The organism is Aeromonas sp. 1HA1 (assembly GCF_029237385.1).
Lineage (GTDB): Bacteria > Pseudomonadota > Gammaproteobacteria > Enterobacterales > Aeromonadaceae > Aeromonas > Aeromonas popoffii.
Genome location: NZ_JAACGC010000009.1, coordinates 64,203 through 87,756 on the forward strand (window position 1 = coordinate 64,203; position 23,554 = coordinate 87,756).

Consider the following 23,554-nt stretch of genomic DNA (forward strand, 5'->3'; position numbering starts at 1 on the left):
GTGCCTAATGCAAGTCAGTTAAGATAGTTTGAGTCCCAACCCGCGAGGTATAAGGGCTACAGAGTGAGGGAGGCATGATGCCTCCCTCTTTTTTTATTGGGTACCAGTCAGGGCAAAGGTGTCAGCCCTATTGAGGCGTTCACCCTGGCACCGCTCCCGTTAATTAAGAATATTTAGTCACATAAAATGATTAACTAACTGGCATTGCCGCCATGCGGGCCTTGATAGACAGATGATGGCAACGCCATTACCTGCTGTGATCAGCCGATAACGACACCGTTACCGGCTCTTTTCCGTCAGATCCTCATCTATCCAGTATTTGGATCCCGAGATGTTGGCATCGAGCAGCAAGCCCTTCTCGCCGATCTGGTAGATGGCCATGCCGCCGTTGTATTTGGCGGTCAGCTCGGCGCTCTCTTTGCCTGCCACCACGCCCACTTCCGAGGTGGCTTCCCAGCCCTGGGTCACAAAGGCATCGAATCTGGCCTTGTCTTCAAACAGGATCACCTGCTGATAGAACTTGCCCCCAATCCCGGCCGCAAGCCCCGCGCCAAACATCTTCATATAGGTGTATTCGCCACTGTTACGATTGACCGCAACGCCAGCCCCCTGGTTGGTATGGAGCATCAGGGAGAATTTGCGCGAATCGAACACCGCATAGCCATAGGCCTTGTCAAACAACAACTTGGCGGAAGGCTGCTCGTTGAACAGTCGCACCAGCGCAGTATCGGCCATAGTATTGAGCGCCACCCTTGCCTCTTGCGCCGTCTTGGGATTCAACATCTCGTCAAGCTTCTTGTCAGCGACCTTCAGCCACTCCTTGCCGGTCGCTATGCTCTTGTCGGTCCAGACTCCGGCAGTATTGAACGCCTCCTCCCCCCAGGCCGAAATGGAGGCCCAGCTCTTCTTGGAGAAGTCACTGACATCCTGCCACACCTCCTTGCCTGTTTCGCTCACCGCGGTACCAAGATCGGAGGCGGCAGCCTTCAGCTTCGCCCAATCGGCCAGACCGGGGGTCGACGCCAGTGCCAGCGTCGTTGCAATCACCAGGAATCGAATTTTCATGCTGCTATCTACCCTCTGTGATGAGTCGATAGTCACAGTAGCAGATTTGGATGACGCCGGATAAGGCGGTGCTCACGGCGCGGTCAACGAGTGACGCGGCCCTGGCAGCTACACCTGTGCACGAGGGCGCCAGGCGCCCTCGTGGTCATTATCATGTCTGCGCTACGCCTGAGCGCGGGTACTACTTGAGGCGCTTGCCACTTTCATCCACCACCTGCTCGCCATCCTCCTTGGCGAAGGCCCCTTGTTGCCGGGAGGGCAGAATATCGAGCACCAGTTCCGACGGACGGCACAATTTGGTGCCAAGGGGCGTCACGACGATGGGACGGTTGATAAGGATCGGATGGGCCAACATGGCATCGATAAGCGATTCATCGCTGAAGCGATCTTCCGCCAGCCCGAGCGCCTCGTAGGGGGGCACGTTCTTGCGCAGCAGCTCGCGCACCGGCATGCCCATGGCGGCGATCAGCGCCACCAGCTGCTCGCGGGAGGGGGGCGTCTCCAGATAGTGGATAACCGTGGGCTCCACGCCGCTGTTGCGAATGAGCTCCAGGGTGTTGCGGGAGGTGCCACATTCCGGGTTGTGATAGATGGTGATTGCACTCATTTACGTGTCTCTCATTAATCAAGTGAATAGAAAATGGATAGCATCAGTTAGCGGCCATCTGTTAACGGCCATCAGTTAACGGCTCAGCCCCGCCTCGTACCAGGGTTTGCTGGCGTTGACGACGCGCACCACCAGCAGCATGACAGGCACCTCGATCAGCACGCCAACCACGGTGGCAAGCGCGGCGCCAGAGTGAAAGCCGAACAAGCTGATGGCGGCGGCCACCGCCAGCTCGAAGAAGTTGGAGGCACCGATCAGGGCAGAGGGGCCGGCAACCGAGTGCTTCTCCCCCACCTTGCGGTTGAGCCAGTAAGCCAATCCCGAGTTGAACAGCACCTGGATCAGGATCGGTACCGCCAACAGGGCGATAACCAGCGGCTGCTCTATGATGGCGTTGCCCTGAAAGGCGAACAGCAGCACCAGGGTGAGCAAAAGGGCCGCCACCGACCAGGGTTGGATACGGGTCATGACACCATCGAAACTGGCCTGCCCCTTTCGCAGCAACGCCTTGCGCAGCAGCTGGGCAATGATGACCGGAATGACGATATAGAGCACCACAGAGGTAAGCAGGGTATCCCACGGCACGACTATGCTGGAGACCCCGAGCAGCAGCGCCACCAGCGGCGCGAAAGCAAACACCATGATGAGGTCGTTCACCGCCACCTGCGACAGGGTGAAGTAGGGATCGCCGCTGGTGAGGCGACTCCAGACAAACACCATGGCGGTGCAAGGGGCCGCCGCCAGCAGGATCAGCCCCGCCACGTAGCTGTCAAGCTGATCCGCCGGCAGCCAGTCGGCAAACAGCACGCGGATAAAAAGCCAGCCGAGGAAGGCCATGGAGAAGGGCTTGACCAGCCAGTTGATAAAGAGGGTGACGCCAATTCCCTTCATGTGGCCCTTCACCTGATGCAGAGCCCCAAAGTCGATCTTGAGCAGCATGGGGATGATCATCACCCAGATAAGCAGCCCCACCGGCAGGTTGACCCTGGCCACCTCCATGGCACCGATCGCCTTGAACAGGTCCGGCAACCCCTGCCCGAGGCCAATCCCCACCACAATGCAGAGGGCGACCCAGGCGGTCAGATAACGTTCAAAAAAGCCGATGGCAGGCACTGCCTTGGCATCACATATTGCAGACATCACAGCTCCCGATACGGCGCAATCCCGCATCTCACATTTGTTCAAAACAAGGTTCAAAAAAGGTTAAAAACACGGGTTCATAACAAGTTAACGGCATAGCCAAGCCGCCCCGACAGCGGGCCGGGGCGGCAATTCAGTGGTGCTGGCAGAGGCGGCGCAGGGCATCGGGCCCCACCGGCTCCTCGGCGAGCAGCGGCACCACGGCGTAGCGGCTGGCATGCTGCTGCTCGACCGCCTCGATATGGGGTAACTGACGCTCGGCCCGCAGTTGCAGCAGCGGCGAGCTGACCGCAGCTTGCTGCAAGCTGTGGTTGATAAGCCAGCCCCAGGGCTCGATGCCGGCGCGGCGCAGATCGGCTTGCAGAGTTGCCGCCTCCTGCACTGGCGTGGGCTCGGGCAGGGTAACGATCAGCACCTTGGTCTGCTTGGGGTCCTGCAACTGCATCATGGGCGTGGTGAAGTGCATCCCCTTGCCGCCCATCTGACGAGCTATCTCCCTGTGGTAGGCGCCGGTGGCGTCGAGCAGCAGCAGGGTGTGGCCGGTGGGGGCGGTATCCATCACCACGAAGCGCTTGCCCGCCTCGCGAATGATGCGCGAGAAGGCCTGAAACACGGCGATCTCCTCGGTGCAGGGGGAACGCAAGTCCTCCTCCAGCAGTGCCCGCCCCTGCTCGTCCAGCGCGGCCCCCTTGGTGGCCAGCACCTGGGCGCGGTAACGCCCGGTCTCGGCGTGGGGGTCGATGCGGCTCACCTCAAGATGAGGCAAGGCGTCTGCCAGCGTCTCGCTCAGATGCGCGGCAGGATCCGAGGTGGTGAGGTGCACCGGCAGGCCGCGGCTGGCCAGCTCCACCGCCACGGCGGCCGCCAGCGTGGTCTTGCCCACCCCGCCCTTGCCCATCAGCATGATAAGGCCGTGGCCATCGGCGGCCAGCTCGTCCACCAGCGACCCCAGCGCAGGCTGCTCATGCTGGATACAGGATGGTGCAACAGGGGATAGCTCGGCCATCGCCGCTGGTTGCAGCAGTTGGCGCAGGCTCTCGACCCCCACCAGATTGGTAGCCAGCAACGGGATATGATCCTGCGCCAGCCCCTTGATCCCCTGCGGCATCTGGGCAAGGGCCTGTTGCTCACGTTGCCAGAGGGCCAAGGCGAGCGAGTCACCGGCAATGGCGTCCTCGGGAAAGAGGCCATTGATCACCAACTGCTGGTTTAACAAACCGATGGCGGCCAGCTCCTCGTGAGTGCGGGCCACTTCGCGCAGGGTTGAGTGTTGGGCGCGGGCCACCAAGACCAGTCGGGTCTGTTTCCCGTCTGCCAATGCGGCAACCGCCTCGGCATACTGGCTGCGCTGCTTAGCCAGCCCCGCCAGCGGACCAAGGCAAGAGGCATCCCCCTTGCCCTGCTCGAGAAATTCGCCCCAGGCCCCCGGCAGTTGCAGCAACCGGATGGTGTGGCCGGTGGGGGCGGTATCGAACACGATATGATCATATTCCGAGCGCAGCCCCTGGTCAGTGAGCAGGGCGGTGAACTCGTCAAAGGCGGCAATTTCAGTGGTGCAAGCGCCGGAGAGCTGCTCTTCTATGCTGCGCACCACGCTCTCGGGCAACTTGCCCCGCACCGGCCCGACGATCCGCTCCCGATAAGCCTTGGCCGCCGCAGGGGGATCTATCTCCAGCGCCGACAAGCCGGGCACAGCGGCGATGGCGGTGACGCGATTGCCAATCTCGGTGGCAAACACCTGCCCCACGTTGGAAGCGGGATCGGTACTCACCAGCAGCACCCGCTTGCCGGCATCACAGAGGGCCACCGCACTGGCGCAGGCCAGCGAGGTCTTGCCCACCCCGCCCTTGCCGGTGAAAAAGAGAAAGGGGGGCGGATCGGTCAGAAACTGAAACATGACGAACTCCTGTCGACAGAGTGGCTAGCCCGGCTGGGGGATCTGGTTTGACTCAGGGGATCAGCAGCAACCGCTGCCGGAGCAGCAATCACCCTTGACGATCCCCTTGATCGATGCCTGCGGCACGGGCAGACCCCCATAGCGGGCCAGCTCGCTGCGGCTCGGGTAGCGGCCGGTCAACACCACCTGCCCCTCCACCAGTACCAGCGGCAATCCCTCCTCCCCGGCATGAGTCAGAAAGGCGCTAACGGCCGGGGTCTCGGCAAACTGCATGGGTTGCTGGGCCAGATTGAAGCGCTCGATGGCAACCCCCTGCTCCTTGGCCCAAGCCACGTCGGCGGCAAAGGTGACCAATGCCTGATCGACCTCGGTGCCGCAGACACCGCTGGAGCAGCAGAGAGCGGGATCAAAAACCTGAATGGCTGACATGGCATTACTCCTTGTTGCAGCAGGGCTGCGAAGGCAGAACATGGGGGGAACAGGTAGACTCGGCACGCATCACGCCGCACGCCTCAGGGTGACCGACGCAGCACTCCTCGGTGAGATAGCCGATCAGATCCAGCATCAGGGGAATGTTGGCGCGGTAGCGCAAAAAACGCCCCTCTTGCGCCACCGACAACAGGCCGGCATTGAGCATGGCCTTGAGGTGAAACGAGAGGGTATTGGGGGCGATATTGAGCTCGCTGGCCAGTTCGCCTGCGACCCGCCCATCCAGCCCCGCCTTGACCAGCAACCGCCACACATCCAGCCGAATGCCGGAGGCGAGCGATTCAAACACCTTGGTGGCCGTCTCTTTGTTCATGCTGTTCACCTTCGCTCTCAGATTCATAATTTCAACTATACAAGAAACATTGAAATGATCAAGTTACAAGCCTGGATCCACGGATGAACTCCCCCTTTCACCATGCCTCCTGACATCAGGGGATACGCTGGCGCTGTTTGTGCTTCTCGTTCAGATCCACCGATCATGTACCCGAGTCACATCTTCCCTTAGCTTGCATATGCCAATCAGGATCCCCCATGCAGCAGCTGGCCGCCGGGGTAATGAACATCTCCCGTCAGACCCAGGCCAACATACTGAAAAAAGCTCGCTACTGTGTGGACTGTCTGAGCCAGGGCAAGGAGGAAAGCCCACGTCACAGCTGCTACTGATCCCCTGCCCAGGCAGGTGAGGAGTGCCGTGACCGGCATGGCTTGCGGATAGGGCGGATAACAGGCTTGAGCGAGGGGGGGCGCAGTGGCCACATCCTATTGGGTGGCGAGATCCTGATACTGCTGATGGATGACGCGAAACGCCTCCTTGTTGCGAAGCGCCGCCTCGACACAGGCGGGATCGAACTGGCTGCCGGCATGCGCCTCAAGATAGGCAAACGCCGTCTCGAACGGCCAGGGCTGCTTGTAGGGGCGCTCGCTGGTCAGCGCATCGAACACATCGGCCACCGTCACGATGCGCGCCTCCAGCGGGATGGCCTCCCCCGCCAGCCCTTGCGGATAGCCCGTGCCATCAAAGCGCTCGTGATGGCTGGCGATGATATTGGTCAGCATATCGGTGTGGTGAATGCCATCGAGGCCAAACTCGTTGATCATCAGGCTGATCATCTCCCGCCCCTTGCCGGGGTGAGTCTTCATGATCTCGAACTCTTCCGGCGTCAGCTGGCCCGGCTTGAGCAGGATGGCGTCCGGCACCGCAATCTTGCCGATGTCATGCAGCCCGGAGAAGAGATAGATAAACTCCACCTCCTCGTCGCTCAGGCCGCAGGTGGGGGCCAACGTCTTGGCGATCAGCCGGGAGTAGGCAGACATCCGGTGCAGATGGTTGGCGGTCTCCTCATCCCGATAGCGGCTGAACTCCCGCGCCGTAATCAGCGCACCGCCAAGGGTCTGAATGGAGAAAAATTCCACCGCCATGATGGCCGACAGCACCTGGGCATAGGCTGACAGCTCGCTGCGAATGGGCTCGTTGAAGTAACCCGGCTCCATCGCATCGCAAAACAGAAAGCCAAACAGCCTGCTGTTAAACAGCAGCGGCTCGGTATAGCTGGAGGCATACCCCGCTTCCAGCAGTTTGCGGCTGTGCTCCGAGCTCGAGCCCAGCAGAGAGTCCAGACTGTCGAGTACCCTGGGTTGCTGATGTTCGGCCAGATAGCGCAGAGAGGGCACCTCGCTCAACTTGACCTCGTACTGCATCAGGGGGGATCTCCCCTCGGTGCTGTGGGCAAAGGTCTTGAGCCGATCCGTGTGCTGGTCATAGATAGCGATGGCCACCCGGCTCACCTTGTCAAAACGTTGCCTGAGCGTGGCGTGCACATTCTGCATTCTCTCGCCAAATGAGCTATCCATCCCGTTCTCCCTGCTGGTGTGCCTGCCTGATGGGAGTATAATGAAGCCCATCAACCAGCTCCCATCTTGTTAACTGAAAACTCAACAAAATGTGATCGGGTAGACAGTTTGCTCTGCCCCAAAGAGATACCCCCAAAGTGGCGTCGTGACTGAGGTCACACCCAGGCAATCTTGCCCCGCCAGAGATATTGTTCGGTTCTGCCGTGCTGGCTGTATAGTTTTTGGTTAACCATTCCGGTAAAATCCGCGCCCTAAAAGAAGAGCCACCTAAGAGTGATTGAGCGATGTCCAACACAAAACAGGCCCCCAAAGTAGGATTCGTCTCCTTGGGTTGCCCCAAAAACCTGGTCGATTCAGAACGCATCCTGACCCAGCTGCGTACCGAAGGGTACGACGTGGTGCCCAGCTATGACGATGCCGAGCTGGTCGTCGTCAACACCTGCGGCTTTATCGACAGCGCGGTGCAGGAGTCGCTGGAAGCGATCGGCGAAGCACTGGCCGAGAACGGCAAGGTAATCGTCACCGGTTGCCTCGGCGCCAAAGAGAACCAGATCCGCGAGATCCACCCCAAGGTGCTCGAGATCACCGGCCCCCACGCCTACGAAGAGGTGTTGGGTCACGTCCACAAATATGTGGAGAAGCCAACTCACAACCCCTTCACCAGTCTGGTGCCAGCCCACGGCGTCAAGCTGACCCCGCGTCACTACGCCTATCTGAAGATTTCCGAAGGCTGCAACCACCGCTGCACCTTCTGTATCATCCCCTCCATGCGCGGGGATCTGGTGAGCCGCCCCATCGGCGACGTGCTGGCGGAAGCCAAGCGCCTGAAAGAGGCGGGCGTCAAAGAGATACTGGTGATCTCCCAGGACACCTCCGCCTACGGCGTCGATGTGAAGCACCGCACCGGTTTCTACGACGGCATGCCGGTCAAGACCAGCATGGTGGCCCTGTGCGAAGAGCTGGCCAAGCTCGACATCTGGGTACGCCTGCACTACGTCTACCCCTACCCGCACGTGGATGACGTCATCCCGCTGATGCGCGATGGCAAGGTGCTGCCCTACCTCGACATCCCGTTGCAACACGCCAGCCCGCGCATCCTGAAACTGATGAAGCGCCCGGGTACGGTCGAGCGCACCCTGGAGCGGATCCAGAAGTGGCGCGAGATCTGCCCCGAGATCACCCTGCGCTCCACCTTCATCGTCGGCTTCCCCGGCGAGACCGAAGAAGAGTTCCAGATGCTGCTGGACTTCATCGACAAGGCGGAGCTGGACAGGGTCGGCTGCTTCAAATACAGCCCGGTCGAAGGCGCCAAAGCCAACGAGCTGCCGGATCCGGTACCGGAAGAGGTTCAGGAAGAGCGCTTCCAGCGTTTCATGGAGCTGCAACAGCAGGTCTCCATCCGCAAGCTGGCCCGCAAGGTTGGCAAGGAGATGCTGGTGTTGATCGACGAGGTGGACGAAGAGGGTGCCACCGGTCGCTCCGCCGCCGATGCCCCCGAGATCGACGGTCTGGTCTACCTCAACGGCGAAACCGGCCTCAAACCCGGCGATCTGGTCAAGGTTCGCATCGATGAAGCGGACGAATACGACCTGTGGGCCAGCATGGTAGGCTAAGCCCGCAGTCGGTGACGGCGCCTGCCCGGCAGGCGCCGATAAAAAGCCAGTCAGTGACCCTGACTGGCTTTTTTATTGATCGCACGAAATGGTTATGCGCGCTGAACCGGGGCGCAAACTGCTGCGCCTGGCGTCACCCTGCCCGCGCGCTTTTTCAACGACATAGACCCCACCTAACCAATATTCGTACTCGGGAAATATCGCCATTTCATGGTTCTTGAGCTCGGCAGCCCCCACCCATTCACCGGCAAGGCGGCTCACTCCCACTGTTTTCCCATAAAAAAACCTGCTCCGAAGAGCAGGTTTTGCATGTCATTGGATTAGCTTCAGGTCGCTCAGGCGACGCGCGCCCGACCCTGTATCACATCCCCCCAGGCAGACTGCACCAGGCTGTTGGCCTGGCTGTCGAGGCGATTGATCAGTCCCATGTCGCCCGCTTCGGGCGCGAAGCTGCTCATGGCCTGGATCAGGCTGTCGACCGCATGGTGCGAGAGCGCAGTGTAGGCGCGCTCGCCCTCTGCCTGCTGTTCCCCAAGGCCTATGACCAGCTGGGCCCGGTTGTCAGCGAAGTAGTTGCTGAAGGTGGCGCAGCCCAGTTGCTCGAACTTGTCCTGCTCGCTCGCCCCGTCGGTGTGACGGTTGACCAGCAGTTGCAAATCGTAGCCGCTGCGCTTGAACCAGAGATCCCGCCAGCTGACGTCGTTAAAGACAATGAAATCCTCCTTGCCGATGTCCTGCACCAGGTTCTCTATCACCTCGCCACTGAACACGAAGCTGTCAACGCCAGTGCCGCCACTGAAGCGGTTCTGATAACCGCCCAGCACCAGCAGATCATCGCCGTCGCCGCCATCGAGCTGACTGAACTTGGCGACCCGATCGGCGATCAGTCGATCCCGGCCGTCACCGCCCCGGATGGTGGCGTGATAACCCATCAGCTTGACCTGATTGTTGCCATGCTCCGCCAGCAGGCGGTTGTGGTTGCCAAACACAATGGCAACGTCATCCCCCTCACCCAGCCGGATCTGGTTGTGATGGCCTATGGTCACCGCAAAGTCCTGATCCGCACCGGCATCGATCTGGTTATAGTTACCAGAGGTGACCAGATAGTCCTGGCCTGCGCCCCCTTCCACTATCCCCTCTTCTCCGAAGATGAAGACCTGATCGTTGCCCTCGCCCATGAAGGCCCGGTTGACACGGCCAGCCAGCACGGCAACATCGTCCCCCTGCCCGCCAAACATCATGTTCTCCCGTCCCATCATGATGCCAGTGTCCTGACCGGTACCGCCGGTGAAGATATTGGAGGTACCGGTGGCATAGAAGACATCGTCCCCGCGCCCACCCCAGAAGTTGTTGTTGTCGCCGAGGTAGGCCCCCAGATCCTTGCCGTCTCCCCCCCAGTTGAAGTTGTAGTTGCCAAGGGAGACGTGCATGTCGCCATCCCCCTGCAGGTGACCACTGCTGCGCAAGAAGTCGAAGGTCTGCTCCTCCATGTTGAGCAAGTCCGCCGCCAGGTTCTGCTTGAGGTTGCTGGCCAGCGCCTTGATCTCCGCCTGCTTGTCGCCGTTGAACAGGGTTGCAAACAGGTTCGGCAGGTTCAGGGCATTGAAACCGAACGCCTTCTCCTGTGTGGCGGCCGGCTGGGTAGCAGCCTTGGCTTGGCCCTCCCCTTGCTGCACCGTCACCTCACCGGGTTTGGCCTCCTCGGGCGCCGCCGCCTGCAAGCCGTGGGTGCGGGCAAAGTCGCCGAGGGCATCTGTGCCCAGATCCAGCCCGGCCTTGAGGCTGTCGAGCCACTTGGCAGGATCGGTCAGGCTCTTGAGCTGATCACCACCAAATTCGGCGATGACCCCCAGCATCTCCTGCAACAGCGCAGGCGCATCGATGGCCGCGCCATCGCGCGCCACCAGCTGGCCCCGGGCGTTGTAATCCACCCCGAAAATATCCGCCAGCGTGGTATCGGCACCGACCCCAGCCAGTCGGCCCAGCAGCCGGTTTTGCAACTGGCGCGGCAGATCGGTCGGAGTGAAGGTAAAGGTGGTCTTGGCCTGCCCGGTCGACGTGAACTCCTGGGTCAGGATCCCGAACAGGGAGCCCAGGTTGGTGTCCAGAATCGCCTGGATATTGTCACCAAACACAAAGTTCCAGTTGCCCGTGGTGACCTGGATATCGGCCCCCTGCCCGGCAACTGCGAAGTTGAACGCCAGCTTCTCGTTGGCCTGGCGCAGCTTGTCCGCCCGGCTCAGAGGTCCCTGTTCGCCCTGACCACCGCCAGAAATGCGCTTGTTGAACGCCTTGTTGAGGGTCGCCTCCAGATCGCTCTTGAGGCCGCGACTGCTGCGCTCATGGTCGCTATCGAGCGCCGTGAGCGAGCCATACTTGACGCTGCTGGTCTGATCCAGCCCGGCCATGTCCGCCACGAACTTGTCGGCCCCGGCCAGGGTCCACTGCTCCCACTGGCTGGCAACCCAGTTCGGCTGGGAGCCATCACCGGCAATCTGCTGCAAGGCACCGGCGATACGGGCCGCCCCGCCAAAGGGGTTGACCATGGGCGGCGTGGGGATGGATTTCTCCAGCATCACGATGAGATCGTTGCTGCGCCCCAGGTTGAAGCTGACGTTGCGTTGACCCACGAACAGCTGGGCCCCCTCCAGCGCCCGGTAACCGGCAATGTCCAGGCTGTGTTTGCTGTCGCCATCCCCGATGTGCACCATGACGTTGTTGTCGCCAAAGGCCAGTGACTTCATGCCCCCCGTACCCACTTTGACACCCAGGTTGCTGGTACCCCAGTTGATGGCGGTGAACTCGCCATCCCCCACGTTGACCTGAATATTGCCGGAGTAACTGACGGCATTGTCGGTCCTTTCAGCAGCAGGCTCAGGCTGACGCTGTTTTTCGGGGGCGACGAAGGTTTCGTCGTTGTCGGCGATGGCACCACGGGCGCGGCGCTCGCCATCACCCCGGCCCACCTTGGCCAGATCGATATCCCCTTCGGCCACGCCGCCGCGCACCAGCTCGGTGTGCGCAACAGGCTCGCCGGCTTCGTTAAGGGTCAACACCACCTTGTTGCCAGCCACCTTGCGGGCCCAGACATCATCTTCACCACGGGTGTGCTTGCGACCAGCCAGATCGACCGCCACCTCACTGCTGCGGGCCGATACCTGGGCGTTTATCCCCTCATTTTTCAATGCCTTGATGAAGCGGCTCGCAAAGCCGGTCTGCTGATCGTCGCTCACCAGGGAGCAACCCACCAGACTGACGTAGCTCGGCTTGCTCGCCACCCCAGCCTCTTGCAGGCGATCGCCGAACCGGCGCAGACGCCCGGCCAGCTCATCGGCACTGTAGCCACTGAGTCGGCTGTTGTTCTGCTCGTCACCGTTGCGACCGTGACCCACCACCTGCCAGCGAATATTGCCAGCCAGCTGCGCAGGATCGCCATACACCAGCCGATAGTTGCCATCCGCATCCAACTGCATCACCACGCTGTGGTCGGGGTGCTTGCCCGCCAGACTGGCCGCCGCTTTGGCGGCAACCGGATCATCTTCGGTCTGGATGATGATCTGGCCATCGAAGCGGGTCTCCCCCCCCTGGCGGCCCGGTGTCACCTCAAGCGGCTGCCACTGGGTAACCTGCTGGTTGCGTACCGGCTGATCCGCACCGTCCAGGCCCGCCACCGGCGTCCATTTCCTGGCGACATCGCCGTACTCGACCCGCTGGCGGGTGTCATCCTCCTGCAGGTGCAAGCGGTTATCTGCATCCACCTTCAGGGCGGGCAGCCCCAGACGGTGGGTAATACCGGGCACAAAGCCTTCGATCCCCTTGTGGGAAGCCAGGTGCGCGCTGCCGTAGATGGCGACGAACTTCTCCCCATCAGGCAACTTGCCCAACACGTCGACGGCGACGTTGTTGGCCGCCCCGGCGCGATACATGAGGCCGTGCTCAGTCCCGGCAATCGCGGGTCTTGCCGTGCTGCCATCATCCAGCGCCACAATCCGCAGCCCTTTCTCTCGCGCTCGCTCGAACAGGGAGAGATCCAGATGCTTGGTTTTCAGCATGGTTGCCAGCTCGGGGGACATCTCTCCCCCCGCCAGATAGCGGTCAATCAGCGGCTGTGCCAGCTCACCGCGCAAGTGCTCCAGACCGATGACGGTCACCCCCTGCGCCTTGAGGGCATCCATCTGCTCGTTGACGAAGCGCAGACCATTCACGTCGCTGCCATGGGTTTCCCCGATCAGCAGGCCGTTACGGTTCTCCAGCAGGCGTGACAGCTGCCCCGCCAGCGTGCTCTCCTGTGCCACCTGATCGTTCAGATCCCGCAGGGCATTCCCGGCATAGCGGGCATCCCAGGCCGCCACGTCTGTCTGCTTGCTGCTGTGATAGATATTCTCAACCTGCTCGAGGCGGCGTGACTCCAGCTCGCCGAGATAGCGCCGGTCGGCAAACTGGTCCAGCATGATCATCTCGGCAGAGAGCTCGGAGCCGGGCGCAGCCTGCTTGGCTGCCTCCTTGATGAAGTAGACAGTCATCTGGGCAGACTGATCCCCCGTCATGTCCTGCAACTCCTGATAGGAGTAGCCCAGATGCAGCACCTTGCCGGTCTCGTCCAGCACGGCCTTGCTCAGCAGCCCCTTCGACTGGGCGTCTGCCAGCCACTTCTTCAGCTCGCCATACTGCTCGCCGAGCACGACATGGAAGCTGGCATCAAACGGCAGATCCGCAGGCGCCTGCCCCTGGTATCCCCCCTTGACCGCCAGATAGGGATCTTCTGCCACCCAGCGCAGCAACATCTGGGTGAGACCCGGATGCTTGCCATTCGCCTCCTCGGCAGCCTTGCCGATGACGAGGGCCGCCAGATCGGGGCGACGCGTTGCCAGTGCCGCGACATCGGCTTGCAGTGACGCCAGCTCACCGCGATAGAGACCGTCGTTGAGCTGGCTCTGCAACTGGCTCAGCGCCGGGTTTCTGCCAGAGCTCTCGTGCCTGGCCAGATAGCCGTCGATCAGGTTGTTCAACCGCAATGCGGCCTCCACCTGCGCCTGCCCGGTCGCACTGTGCAGCACGGTGAGCTGATCCAGGATCCCCTGATAAGATTCGCCAATCGGCTTGGCAAACACCTGGGCGGCTTTTTTCAACTCATCCGGGCGAGAGATGGTTGAAAAATCGATGCCACTCTTGCGGTTGAACAGATCGCCGACTATCTGCCCGGCGTACTGGCCCATCAGCCGGTTGCTGGCCAGATGGCCATAGAAGGTCTGCTCACCGCTGACCTGATACCCGGCCACGGCCAGCTTGGCCCGCAGTTTTTCACCCTCGCTGCCAAGCCCTTCGTTGTCGGTCAGCAGCATGATGGGCGTGCTCTTGGGCAGGCCGTCGAGGTTTTTCTCAACCGAGAAGCGCCCGTTGACCGCCTTGGCGATCGCCCCGACCAGACCGACCGGATTGGGCAGCTCATGGGCCCTGATCGCCTTGCTCATGCTGGGCATGGGGCGATCGAGCAAGAGACCACCCACCGGCTTGCCCTGATCGGCGGCATAACGGGCCAGATCGGCGGCGATGGGGCCGCCCATGGAGTAGCCGTGGATCAGGATCTTGTCCGGTGCCACGCCCCGCTCTTCCACCAGATAGCGGAACATGGTGCGGGCATCCTGATAGACCCCCTGTTCGCTGGGGCCGCCATCGCTGGCCCCGTAGCCGCGCAGGTTGACTGCCAGCATGTCGATGCCCTGCTTCTGGTAATGACTGCGAACGGCATCGGCCTGCTCCTCGGCAGAGGAGCCCGAGCCGTGCAGGAACAGCACCACCTCGGGACTGGTGCCAGGCTGGTTTTTCTGCTCCTGACCGTCACGAGGGGTGCCCTTGTGCAGATAACCCGACAGACGGCCAGCCTCCCCTTGCAGGGTCATCTGTGCAGCCTCCCCCTTGCTCACCGCATGGTCGAGCAACTGCCGGGTCATCTCATCCACCTGACGTCGCTCATCCCGGGTGCCATACAGGTTGTCATTGAGAAACCGGGTCAGGGGGTTGAGCGACTGCCTGTCTACCGGTGCCGAGCCGTCGCTCTCCATGGAGACGGGCTTGCCGGATGATGCGGGTTCAACCACATCGACCGGGGCAGTGACCTTGCGCGGCGACCCGAGTGCGGCCAGCTCAGCCAGCTGCGCCGAGTGGGCGTGTTGCTGATAAAAATCGAGGGTGCGGCCAAAGGCACGATCGAGGGCATCCTGCACCGCCGCCTTGCCGGCATCCCCCGCCAGCATCACCAGATCCCGGTAGTTGGCGGTGTAGCTCTCCAGCACCTGCTTGCGCGCATCCCCGCTCGCCTGCAACGCCTGATAGACCGCCAGACTCTCGTTCACCGAGTGGCCGCCATCGAATACCAGGAAGGCAAGGGTGTTGAGGTAAGCCTGACTCGGGGAGTAGCCCGGCTCTTTCGCCGCCAGATAGTTGTTAAGGTGCACCATGATGTTGGTGGAACCGGAGGCCCCGGTCACCACGGGCAAGCCTTTGTCCAGCGCGTTGCGCTCGAAGGTGGTCTCTTTGCCCGGCGTCAGTATGCGGCCATCGGCCACGCTGCGCCCGCTCAGGAAGTCGTCGTACTTGTCGCCGCCTGGCTGGTAGTGCAGACCCGTGCCGTAGTCACTGGTGGTGCGATCCGGCAAGTCGACTTGCAGCAAACCGTCCTTGGCAGAGGCGATCTCGGTGCTGGTCGAGCGCGCCTTGGTAATGACGTTGCCATAAAAGTGATCCCCCTCTCTCTTCCAGTCGGCCATGTCCATGCCGAGCTCGGGATGGGTGGCCATCTTCACCGCCAGGAAGGGCACCTTGATGACATCGAAGCCGTTGTCGACCCGGGTCATCATCTGCTTGAAGGTGGCCAGATTCGGCTCGGCCAGAAAATCGGTCAGGCTGGGCACCCGGCTGAACCAGGGACGGGTGTCCTTCTTGATGGCCTCGGCGAATGCCGCCATCTTCTTGTCGATGCGCCGGCTCTGGGTGGCCTCATCCAGCTGCAGTGTCTGGATCCAGTCGCCAAACTCCTTCACCAGCCTGGCGCCCAGTTGCGCAGAGGTATCGATCGCCGCCTGCGACGGTGAGGCCACCAGCGCATGGGCAATCTCAGAGTCGAAACGACGGCCAAACAGGTTGTCTATGTACTGGCCGGTCGTTTTGCTCTTGTTCGCATCGGCCAGCAAGGCTTGTGCCAGTACCTGCAGCTGCGGCTGATCGCCCAGCGTCTTGCTGGCGGTCTCAAACAAGGCAATGGTGCGAGGACCATTCACCTCGCCAGAGAACCAAATCGCCTTGACCTCGTCGGCCAGCAAGCGGGTTTGCGGCGTGTCGAACTGACCCAGCTGATGGGCAAACGCGATCAGATTGTCATGCTCGGTACGGGGCGCCTGCCGCTCGGCGTTGGAGTTGGTGTCGGTGAGCGGACGAATGCTGAGCTCGGTCACCCGGGCGATGTCGGTGGCACTCAACTCACCCACAGCGCCGGTGATCCGGCCTATGCCGTCGAACAGCAGCTGATGTTCAAAGCGGGCTGTCTGTTCCGGCGGCAGTGCCAGACCATACACACCGGCAGCCTTGGCCCTGAAGGCGAAGGTGTGGCTCTGCAAGGAGGCGACCTCGAAGCGCAGCGCCGTCACCAGCTCACCGCGCTGGGCAAACTCTTTGGGGTCACGTGCCTGCCACTGGGACAGGCTTTGCTCCAACAGCCCCAGATTCGCCTCCGATGGCTGTTGCTGCACCCGTACCACGGCCTCTCGTACCGCCTTGAGTCGCTCGCTTGGCAAGTCGGTCGAGAGCTTGCCCAGCTGGCGACGGGTGGAGTCGATGAAGTCGTTGTCTTCGCGCTTGAGCAGCTCGAAGGCAAAACCGGCGGTCTCGGGGACAGCTACGGCAGGGCCTCGCACCGGGCTCCCCAGCCCGGCCAGGGAGACCCCGGACAGGCCCTGCTCGGCGCTGCGGCGCGAAGACGCATGGCTCGCCGGCACAGTAGTGGTGTCCGCCTCGCGCTCACCGACCATGCCGGGCAGGGTGATGGCGGGCGTGCCATGAGCCCGAAGCCCGGCATTGATCTGGAGACGATTGACCGCAGCCAAGGCGCCATCGAGCGCGGATTGCTCCTGTTCACTCACGCCATTGGCGGCATCGATGGCAGATGGCTGGGCGCTGGCCGCAGCATCGGTCGACAAGCCGGTGGCATTCGGCACATCAAGCTCACCGGCCTGCGGCAGCCGGGGTGCCGCAATCGGGCTCTGGCCGTTGTTCACTCCCTGATGGCTCGGCTTGTCGCCGCTTTGTTTCAGGCTTGCCGCATTCTGCCTGGCTTGTGTTGCCTGCTGACTGGCCTGGCTGCTGGCCTGCTCGCCTGCGGCCTGCGCCTTGCTGGCGCTCGACTCGCCCTCTTGCTGCCGCTGCCGGGCATCGGCATCGCGGGTCAGGGCATCGAGACGACGCTGCTCGGCCTGCTCGGTCCGGCTTTGCCCCTGCGTCCGGGCCTCGCCCTGCAACTGATCGCTGCGCTGCTGGCCAGATTTGGACTGGGCCAGGGCGGCATCGACCTGCTGGCTCTGCTGCTCACGGCGGGATCTGGCATCCGCGATCGCCTCACCTGCCGTGCCACTGGCCTCTTCCAGGCCGCCTTGTAGATCGGTTAGCAAGCGGTCGGCAAAACCATGGCGCCAGTGCTGGCCGGACGGGATGGTGGCCGCTTCGGGCTGCTTGAGCGGTTCAAACTGGCGGGCCAGGGTGTCGATCTGGGCCGTGATGTCGCGCGCTTCAGCCTCGATGGCGGTGCGCTGCGCCTGACCATTCGTTGCCAGCTTGCCCTCGTCGGTGGCGTCCAACTGGGCCTGAGCGCCCGAGATGGCGGCGAGCTGCTGCGCTTTCTCCTGCTCCAGCCGCTGTTTGTCGGCATCGGCACTCGCCCGATCGGCTTGGGCCCGGGCAGCGTTGCCATCTTCCACCAGCTGCGCGCTAACCTGGCCGATCTCGGCCTTGCCAGTCGCCGTGGCGACCACGTTGTCGAGCAGGTAGCCAAAGCCGTTGTTCTCCCCCGTGCCGCTAAACGCCAGAGTATTGCTGCCCGCGCGAGCAGTCAGGGTCAACTGTTTGCTCTGCCAGCTGTCGGCGTCGCCCGTGCTGGCAAACACCCGCTCGCCGTTCCACAGCACCTCGATGCCGTGCTGCAGCGAGATGTTGGCCCGACGGGCAAAATCGAAGTTCAGAGTGACCGTCTCGCCCGCCTTGAGGCCGACAAGCTCCTGGGAAATTTGGGTGTTTCGGTCGGTAGAGAGTTCGCTGACGCGAGCGCCGTGCCCCTCGGTAGCCAACCCGTAGGCAGTGGCGGAATACTCCGCTTCGATCCCCTCACCGGCATGCTGCCAGCCGTGGGCGCCCTGTTCGAAATCGCCGTTGACGATGAGGTTTTCGCCGCCTCTGGCCAGGCCTTGTTCATCGAGCTGCAACCCCTTGTCCATGGCTTGCTCATCCCGCTCGCCAGTCTGGCTCACCTGGCCGGTCAGGCCGCTCGCCAGCGAGGATTTCACCTCGCCAATCTCGTCCAGACCAAAGCCGCTCAGGGCCTGTACATCCCCCAGACTGGCCGCTGGTGGCGCCTTGAGCGGGCCCTCTTCATCGCCCTGTACCAGATAGTTGATAGCCTGGTTGCCTGCCGCACCGAGCAGGGTCTGCTTGATGTTGTCAAACAGGGTGCCGAGCTTGTTGCTGCTGGTGTTGCTGCTGGCGAGGGCCAGGCTGTAGAAGTCGCCATTGCCTATCTTGATAGCCACGTTGTGGCGGGCATAGGCCGCCGTGACGTCGAGCCCGTCGCCAATCTGGACATTGGCATTGCCCTTGCCCTTCATGACAGCGACGTTGAGCCCGTCTCCCACCTTGGTGTTGAGGTTGTAATCACCCCAGGCCAGGTTGATGGAGCTGCCATCGCCGACCTTGATGTTGTTGTTGAACTTGCCGTAGGCGGCGGTGACGCTCAGGCCATCCCCCACAGTGGTGGTCTGGTTGAGCCCCCCCTTGGCGAGGGTAACCTGGATGCCGTCGCCCACCCGGGTGACGACGTTGGCCTTGCCGAGCAGTGCCTGATAGCTCTCGCCATCCCCCACCTGGGTGACTATGTTCGCATCCCCCTTGGCCAGCACGACCTGGCGGCCATCACCCACCTTGGTGATGATGTTGGCGCGGCCCCAGGCACCGGTGTAACTGTCACCGTCGCCGACCTGAGTGACCAGGTTGGCCTCCCCTTGCAGCACCGCCAGCTCGCGGCCATCGCCGACCTTGGTCAGCACGTTGGCACGGCCCTTGGCGAAGCTGTAACGATCGCCGTCACCGACCTGGGTCAGCAGGTTCGCCTCCCCCCAAGCCCCCTGCACCACCAGTCCGTCACCCACCTTGGTGATCAGGTTTGCCCGGCCCTTGGCCAGGCCTATGGTGCTGCCAGCGCCGACATGGGTCATGACATTGCCCACCTCGGAGATGAGCAGGCCCACAGTGGTGCCGTCACCTACCTTGGTCAGCAGATTGCCCTTGCCCCACAACACGGCGGCCGTGGTGCCATTGCCCACGTGGGTCAACACGTTGGCATCGGCCTTGGCGAGGACGCCGAGAAAGTCATCCCCGACCTTGGTGATGATGTTCGCCTTGCCCAGCGCCAGTACCCCGGTCAGACCGCTGCCCACATGGGTCACTATGTTGGCCTTGCCAAACAGGGCCGCCAGGGTGGTGCCATCGCCCACCTTGGTCATCACGTTCAGCTCGCCGGCGAACAACCCCAGGCTGGTGCCGTTGCCGATGTGGCTGTAGACGTTGGCCTTGCCAATCATCAGGGCGGCGGTCAGGCAATCCCCCACCTTGGTCATCAGGTTCGCCTGCCCCAACATGGCAGCAAAGGTCTCGCCCCGGCCGATATGGGTGAAGACGTTGGCATTGCCCACCATGGCGGCCAGCGTCATGCCGTTGCCCACCTTGGTCGCCAGGTTGCCCTGGGCCAGCATCAGGGCGACGGTCAGGCCGTCACCGACATGGGTGAAGACGTTGGCCTTGGCCACCATCAGCGCCAGGGCATTGCCATCCCCCACCTTGGTGAAGACGTTGGCTACCCCGCCCATCAGGGCCCAGGCGTCGCCTTTGCCTATCTGGGTAAACAGGTTGCCCGCGCCTATCATGGCGGCAATGGCCATGCCGTCGCCCACCTTGGTGAACAGGTTGCCAGCGGCCCCCATGACCCCCAGGGTTGCGCCATCGCCGACATGAGTCAGCACGTTGCCCGCCCCCAGCATCACAGCAGAAAGATCGCCGTCACCGACCCGGGTCAGCACGTTGGCGGCCCCCAGCAGCAGCGCCTGGGTATCACCCCGGCCAATCTGGGTCAGCACATTCACGCCGCCCCCCAGAATGGCCTGCACCTTGCCGTTGCCCTGCTTGGTGAGCACGTTGGCGCCCCCCAGCAACACGGCGCGGGTATCGGCTGCCTCGTCCCCCTGGCTGATGTGGGTCAGCACATTGGCGCCCCCCAACAGTCCGGCGGTCAGCTGGCCGGCACCCAGCTTGGTCAGCACGTTGGCGCCGCCGACCAGCATGGCATCAAGCTGCCCCTCACCGACCTGGGTCAGCACGTTTGCCCCACCGCCGGCCAGCCAAAGACCATTGCCATCGCCGATCTGGGTGTGGGTGTTGTAGCCGCCCAGCATCACGACCTGGCTGTCGCCACGTCCCTGCTGCACCGAGATGTTGCCATAGGCCAGCAGGCGGGCCAGGTACTCCCCGTCCCCGCTGCGTACCAGCACATTGGCCGCACCGGCAGCATAGACATCCATCTTCCCCTGCGCACCCTGATGCACCAGTACGTTGGCAAGGCCGGCACCACGGAACACCAGATCGCCGCGCTGACCGCGTTTGATCAGCACGTTGGCCTCCCCGGCGCCATTGAAGTGGATGTTGCCCTCGGTCACGTCGGATTCGATGACGTTGCCGGCACCGGCACCGTCGAAGAAGATGTCCCCCTTGCTGTTGCCGCCGTCTTGCTGACGGGGCAGCAACAGCTGGCTGGAGAACTCCCGGGTGGCAGGCAGGCGATCCGATACCGCAATCACAGTATCGAGTTGATAGTGCACCTCGCTCAGGGAGTAGCTCCCCTTGCCCATGGAGGTAAAGCCGGTACGCTCAGAGATGACCTGATTGGCCAACCCTGCCAGATGGTTTCCCTCCTTGTACCAGGCCTTGGACAGATACTTGAGCGCCCCTGTCTCCTGGTCATTGGCAAGCTCCACTACCACTATCTTGGTGTAGGGGCCAAGCTGCTTGGCAAACACATAGGTGTTGGCCTGCACTTGGGATGTGATCGCGCTCACATCGACCTTGGTACCATCTTCAAAAATGGCGTAGCCACTCATCTTGGCGCTGGAGAGCGTCACGTCGGCGGCCGCCACGTTCACGCCACCGCCGTAGTTGATCCAGCTGTTTTCGGTCAGATCCGCTTCCACCGCATCCAGCTTGATGCGCTGGCGCCGCTCAAACACCAGATCGCTCAGCCGGTAGGCGCCATCGGTTTGGGTCGAGATGAAGCCGTGGTGATCGTCAACCTGCTGGCTGGCAAGCCCTTCGAGCTGGCTGCCCTCCTTGTACCAGGAGGTGGAGAGATAGCGCAGGGCACCGTGCTCGCCCTCGTTGGAGAGCGTGATCCGGTTGACCTTGGTATACATGCCGTCGAAGAAGGCAAACAGGTAGGTATTGGGTTGCAGGCTGGACTTGATGGCCGTGACGGCGTGGGACTGGTTGATCCAGCTGCCGCCCATGGTGGCCGTGGTCAGCACAATCTCGTCAGCGCGAGCGCCGGCAAAAGGAGAGCTGTCGCTGCCCGCCCCCTGGCGGGAGAGGTGGTTATATCCCCCGGCCCCCTTGAAGTGAATGTTACCCTCGGCAACATCGGACAGCAGCCGGTTGTAACCCCCACCGCCGATGAAACGGATGTCGCCACGGGTCTGCAGATAGGCATCATGCTCATGGCGCAGACGGGAGATCTCGTTCCAACCGCCGGCGCCGTTGAAGGTGACATCTCCCTCGCGTCCCTTGCGAAACACCTTGTTGTAGGCCCCGGCCCCGTTCAGGGATAGGTTGCCGGATTCCACCTGGGAGCTGATGATGTTGGCCGCGCCGGCGCCATGGAAGCTGATGTTGCCGCGCGATCCCTGATACTGGCTGTGCCAGGTACGATCTATCTGGTTGGCCGCCCCGGCACCGCTGAAGGTCACATCGCCCCTGTCTGTCTGGTGCCAGAGCTTGTTGTAACCGCCGGCTCCCTCAAAACTCACGTTGCCACTGATCCCCTTGCGGGTCAGGACGTTGGCAAAGGCCGCCCCCTGATAGCGGATGTCGCCCTCGCGCCCCTTGTGATCAATGTTGGTGCCGCCGCTGGCACCGGCAAAATGGATATTGCCCGACTCGGACTTGCTGATGTCCGCATAGCCCTCCGCCCCCTTGACGGTCAGATTGCCGGATTCGTCGACCACCTTGAGGTAGGCGGCGCCGCCGTACACGCTGTCATTCCCCGTGCCGGTATAGACGGTGGCGCCAATGGAGCCGATTTTGATCGTATCGTCACCGCCATAGGCACGGATGACGCCGCCAAAGCCAACGGCATCGATGTCATTATTGCCATCATCTGCTGTGTAATTACCGGTAAAGAAGTACTCAATACTTCTCCATACACTCTGTCCCATGTATTAACTCATTATGATTAAATGGAAAACCACTGCACCCTGCGCACACAATGACCACGTTCGGCATGAACATGACCACGCACGGTACAGACCCGCTGCCCTTTCCATGGCAAAAATATCCGGCGACGCAGATCGCTCACCACGGCGCGGGCATGTCCGTAAGGCGCTATCATCTCGGGAATAAAAATATGGTTGCCGGATTGCCAATCCTCACGGATCAGCTCCCGCTCGGCGGCCAGCAAGGTGTCACGAATGGATAAAGAGACAAACGCCCAGTTGCAAAATGCAACCGGGCGTCCTTGTGCGTCTTCATAATAGCTGAACTGGTTCAATTCAAAGGCAGGCAATATTCGCTGCTGCCACTCGGCGACGGAATAACGCCGGTGCAGGGAGGAGTGCTGACTCAGCAGCATAACTCCCCCCAGAATATGTTGATTTTGTTGCCAGTTCGGTTCCGTTGATTGCAATACCAAGCTCATTGGATCCCCAACCGGAACATTATTTTTTCTTGCGCGGCGCGGCCTGTGCTGTGGCAGCCGGTGCGGCTTGCGGCTCGTCAGAGGGGGCTGACGGGATCAGGCCTGCGGCGATCAACTTGTCAAACTCGGCGGCCATGCGCGGATCTTCAAGCATATTTTTTATCATTGAAACCATATACATAAAGCCAGCTGCAGGCATATGGACCGTCTGTTTCAGCATCAGCTCGTTGTCGCTTTCAGCCATGACACCTTGCGCCATCTTCAGCGGATCTTGTCCGACGAAATAGAGCGAGAAGATCCCCTTGTTATAGTTGACGCTGGATACTGTCTGTACAAACTGCTCTGTCATATAAATTCCATTATCAATAAACATAACGACAAAAAAAAGAAAAGAATGTCCCCATGTAAAATAACACGAGGTTAACATTTTGCTTTTCACTATATTTACCATATTTGAAATCATTCTCAGGTTCAATTAAACAATGACCTGAAAACAGAATTAAAATGTCAACACAAATATCAACTCAATCATTAAGGTTAATGTCTTGGTATTATGTAATGAGTTATTAGCTGAGTGGGTGCGGCCATTTTTATCATGCAGGCTATCAGTCAAGATAATATTTGACAGTGAAAAAATGACTCGTTAGTATGCGCGCCCTGCCTGCAACAGGCCACCTTAC

General features: G+C 61.5%; 12 protein-coding genes. 2 read left to right on the forward strand and 10 right to left on the reverse strand.

What is annotated here, in order from left to right:
• Positions 1-279: 279 nt before the first annotated feature.
• From GWQ22_RS05120 to GWQ22_RS05145, 6 genes are all read right to left on the reverse strand, one after another.
• Positions 280-1,065: a hypothetical protein gene (locus tag GWQ22_RS05120; RefSeq protein WP_108536513.1), complete on the reverse strand. Its 786-nt coding sequence runs from the start codon at positions 1,063-1,065 to the stop codon at positions 280-282.
• Positions 1,066-1,246: 181 nt separating this feature from the next.
• The gene (arsC, locus tag GWQ22_RS05125; protein WP_212514115.1) at positions 1,247-1,672 is read right to left on the reverse strand and encodes a glutaredoxin-dependent arsenate reductase; all 426 of its coding nucleotides are present in this window, start codon (positions 1,670-1,672) and stop codon (positions 1,247-1,249) included.
• A 75-nt stretch (positions 1,673-1,747) separates the two neighbouring features.
• Positions 1,748-2,812, reverse strand: a complete 1,065-nt coding sequence (arsB, locus tag GWQ22_RS05130) for an ACR3 family arsenite efflux transporter (protein WP_212514116.1) — start codon at positions 2,810-2,812, stop codon at positions 1,748-1,750.
• 133 nt (positions 2,813-2,945) lie between these two features.
• The gene (gene arsA / locus GWQ22_RS05135; protein ID WP_275929647.1) at positions 2,946-4,709 is read right to left on the reverse strand and encodes an arsenical pump-driving ATPase; all 1,764 of its coding nucleotides are present in this window, start codon (positions 4,707-4,709) and stop codon (positions 2,946-2,948) included.
• 60 nt (positions 4,710-4,769) lie between these two features.
• Complete coding sequence (arsD, locus tag GWQ22_RS05140) at positions 4,770-5,138, reverse strand: arsenite efflux transporter metallochaperone ArsD (protein WP_275929648.1); 369 nt, start codon at positions 5,136-5,138, stop codon at positions 4,770-4,772.
• Between the two features lie 4 nt (positions 5,139-5,142).
• On the reverse strand, positions 5,143-5,511 hold the full coding sequence (locus GWQ22_RS05145) for a helix-turn-helix domain-containing protein (protein WP_275929649.1): 369 nt from the start codon (positions 5,509-5,511) through the stop codon (positions 5,143-5,145).
• Between the two features lie 218 nt (positions 5,512-5,729).
• On the opposite strand from GWQ22_RS05145, the gene GWQ22_RS05150 reads away from it, so the two are divergent.
• The gene (locus GWQ22_RS05150) at positions 5,730-5,861 is read left to right on the forward strand and encodes a hypothetical protein (RefSeq protein WP_275929650.1); all 132 of its coding nucleotides are present in this window, start codon (positions 5,730-5,732) and stop codon (positions 5,859-5,861) included.
• A 96-nt stretch (positions 5,862-5,957) separates the two neighbouring features.
• On the opposite strand, the gene GWQ22_RS05155 is transcribed toward GWQ22_RS05150, so the two are convergent.
• Entirely contained in the window at positions 5,958-7,049 is a 1,092-nt protein-coding gene (locus tag GWQ22_RS05155; RefSeq protein ID WP_042038617.1) for an HD domain-containing phosphohydrolase, read from the reverse strand.
• A gap of 284 nt (positions 7,050-7,333) precedes the next feature.
• Here GWQ22_RS05155 and rimO point away from each other — a divergent pair, with 284 nt between their 5' ends.
• Complete coding sequence (gene rimO / locus GWQ22_RS05160; protein WP_275929651.1) at positions 7,334-8,662, forward strand: 30S ribosomal protein S12 methylthiotransferase RimO; 1,329 nt, start codon at positions 7,334-7,336, stop codon at positions 8,660-8,662.
• Positions 8,663-8,997: 335 nt separating this feature from the next.
• Here the strand turns inward: rimO and rtxA are convergent, their stop codons facing one another.
• The 3 genes from rtxA to GWQ22_RS05175 form a co-directional block, all read right to left on the reverse strand.
• Positions 8,998-22,395, reverse strand: coding sequence for an MARTX multifunctional-autoprocessing repeats-in-toxin holotoxin RtxA (gene rtxA, locus GWQ22_RS05165; RefSeq protein ID WP_275929652.1), 13,398 nt, complete (start codon positions 22,393-22,395; stop codon positions 8,998-9,000).
• 17 nt (positions 22,396-22,412) lie between these two features.
• Positions 22,413-22,808 (reverse strand): toxin-activating lysine-acyltransferase, encoded by a 396-nt coding sequence (locus tag GWQ22_RS05170; RefSeq protein WP_275929653.1) that lies wholly within the window; start codon positions 22,806-22,808, stop codon positions 22,413-22,415.
• A gap of 85 nt (positions 22,809-22,893) precedes the next feature.
• Positions 22,894-23,223, reverse strand: coding sequence for a peptide chain release factor 1 (locus GWQ22_RS05175; protein ID WP_275929654.1), 330 nt, complete (start codon positions 23,221-23,223; stop codon positions 22,894-22,896).
• Positions 23,224-23,554 lie beyond the last annotated feature (331 nt).

Bases quoted from the DNA above. Each gene is read 5' to 3' on its own strand.
- GWQ22_RS05120 (WP_108536513.1), bottom strand. From the start codon at position 1,065: ATGAAAATTCGATTCCTGGTGATTGCAACGACGCTGGCACTGGCGTCG.
- arsC (WP_212514115.1), bottom strand. From the start codon at position 1,672: ATGAGTGCAATCACCATCTATCACAACCCGGAATGTGGCACCTCCCGC.
- arsB (WP_212514116.1), bottom strand. From the start codon at position 2,812: ATGTCTGCAATATGTGATGCCAAGGCAGTGCCTGCCATCGGCTTTTTT.
- arsA (WP_275929647.1), bottom strand. From the start codon at position 4,709: ATGTTTCAGTTTCTGACCGATCCGCCCCCCTTTCTCTTTTTCACCGGC.
- arsD (WP_275929648.1), bottom strand. From the start codon at position 5,138: ATGTCAGCCATTCAGGTTTTTGATCCCGCTCTCTGCTGCTCCAGCGGT.
- GWQ22_RS05145 (WP_275929649.1), bottom strand. From the start codon at position 5,511: ATGAACAAAGAGACGGCCACCAAGGTGTTTGAATCGCTCGCCTCCGGC.
- GWQ22_RS05150 (WP_275929650.1), top strand. From the start codon at position 5,730: ATGCAGCAGCTGGCCGCCGGGGTAATGAACATCTCCCGTCAGACCCAG.
- GWQ22_RS05155 (WP_042038617.1), bottom strand. From the start codon at position 7,049: ATGGATAGCTCATTTGGCGAGAGAATGCAGAATGTGCACGCCACGCTC.
- rimO (WP_275929651.1), top strand. From the start codon at position 7,334: ATGTCCAACACAAAACAGGCCCCCAAAGTAGGATTCGTCTCCTTGGGT.
- rtxA (WP_275929652.1), bottom strand. From the start codon at position 22,395: ATGGGACAGAGTGTATGGAGAAGTATTGAGTACTTCTTTACCGGTAAT.
- GWQ22_RS05170 (WP_275929653.1), bottom strand. From the start codon at position 22,808: ATGCTGCTGAGTCAGCACTCCTCCCTGCACCGGCGTTATTCCGTCGCC.
- GWQ22_RS05175 (WP_275929654.1), bottom strand. From the start codon at position 23,223: ATGACAGAGCAGTTTGTACAGACAGTATCCAGCGTCAACTATAACAAG.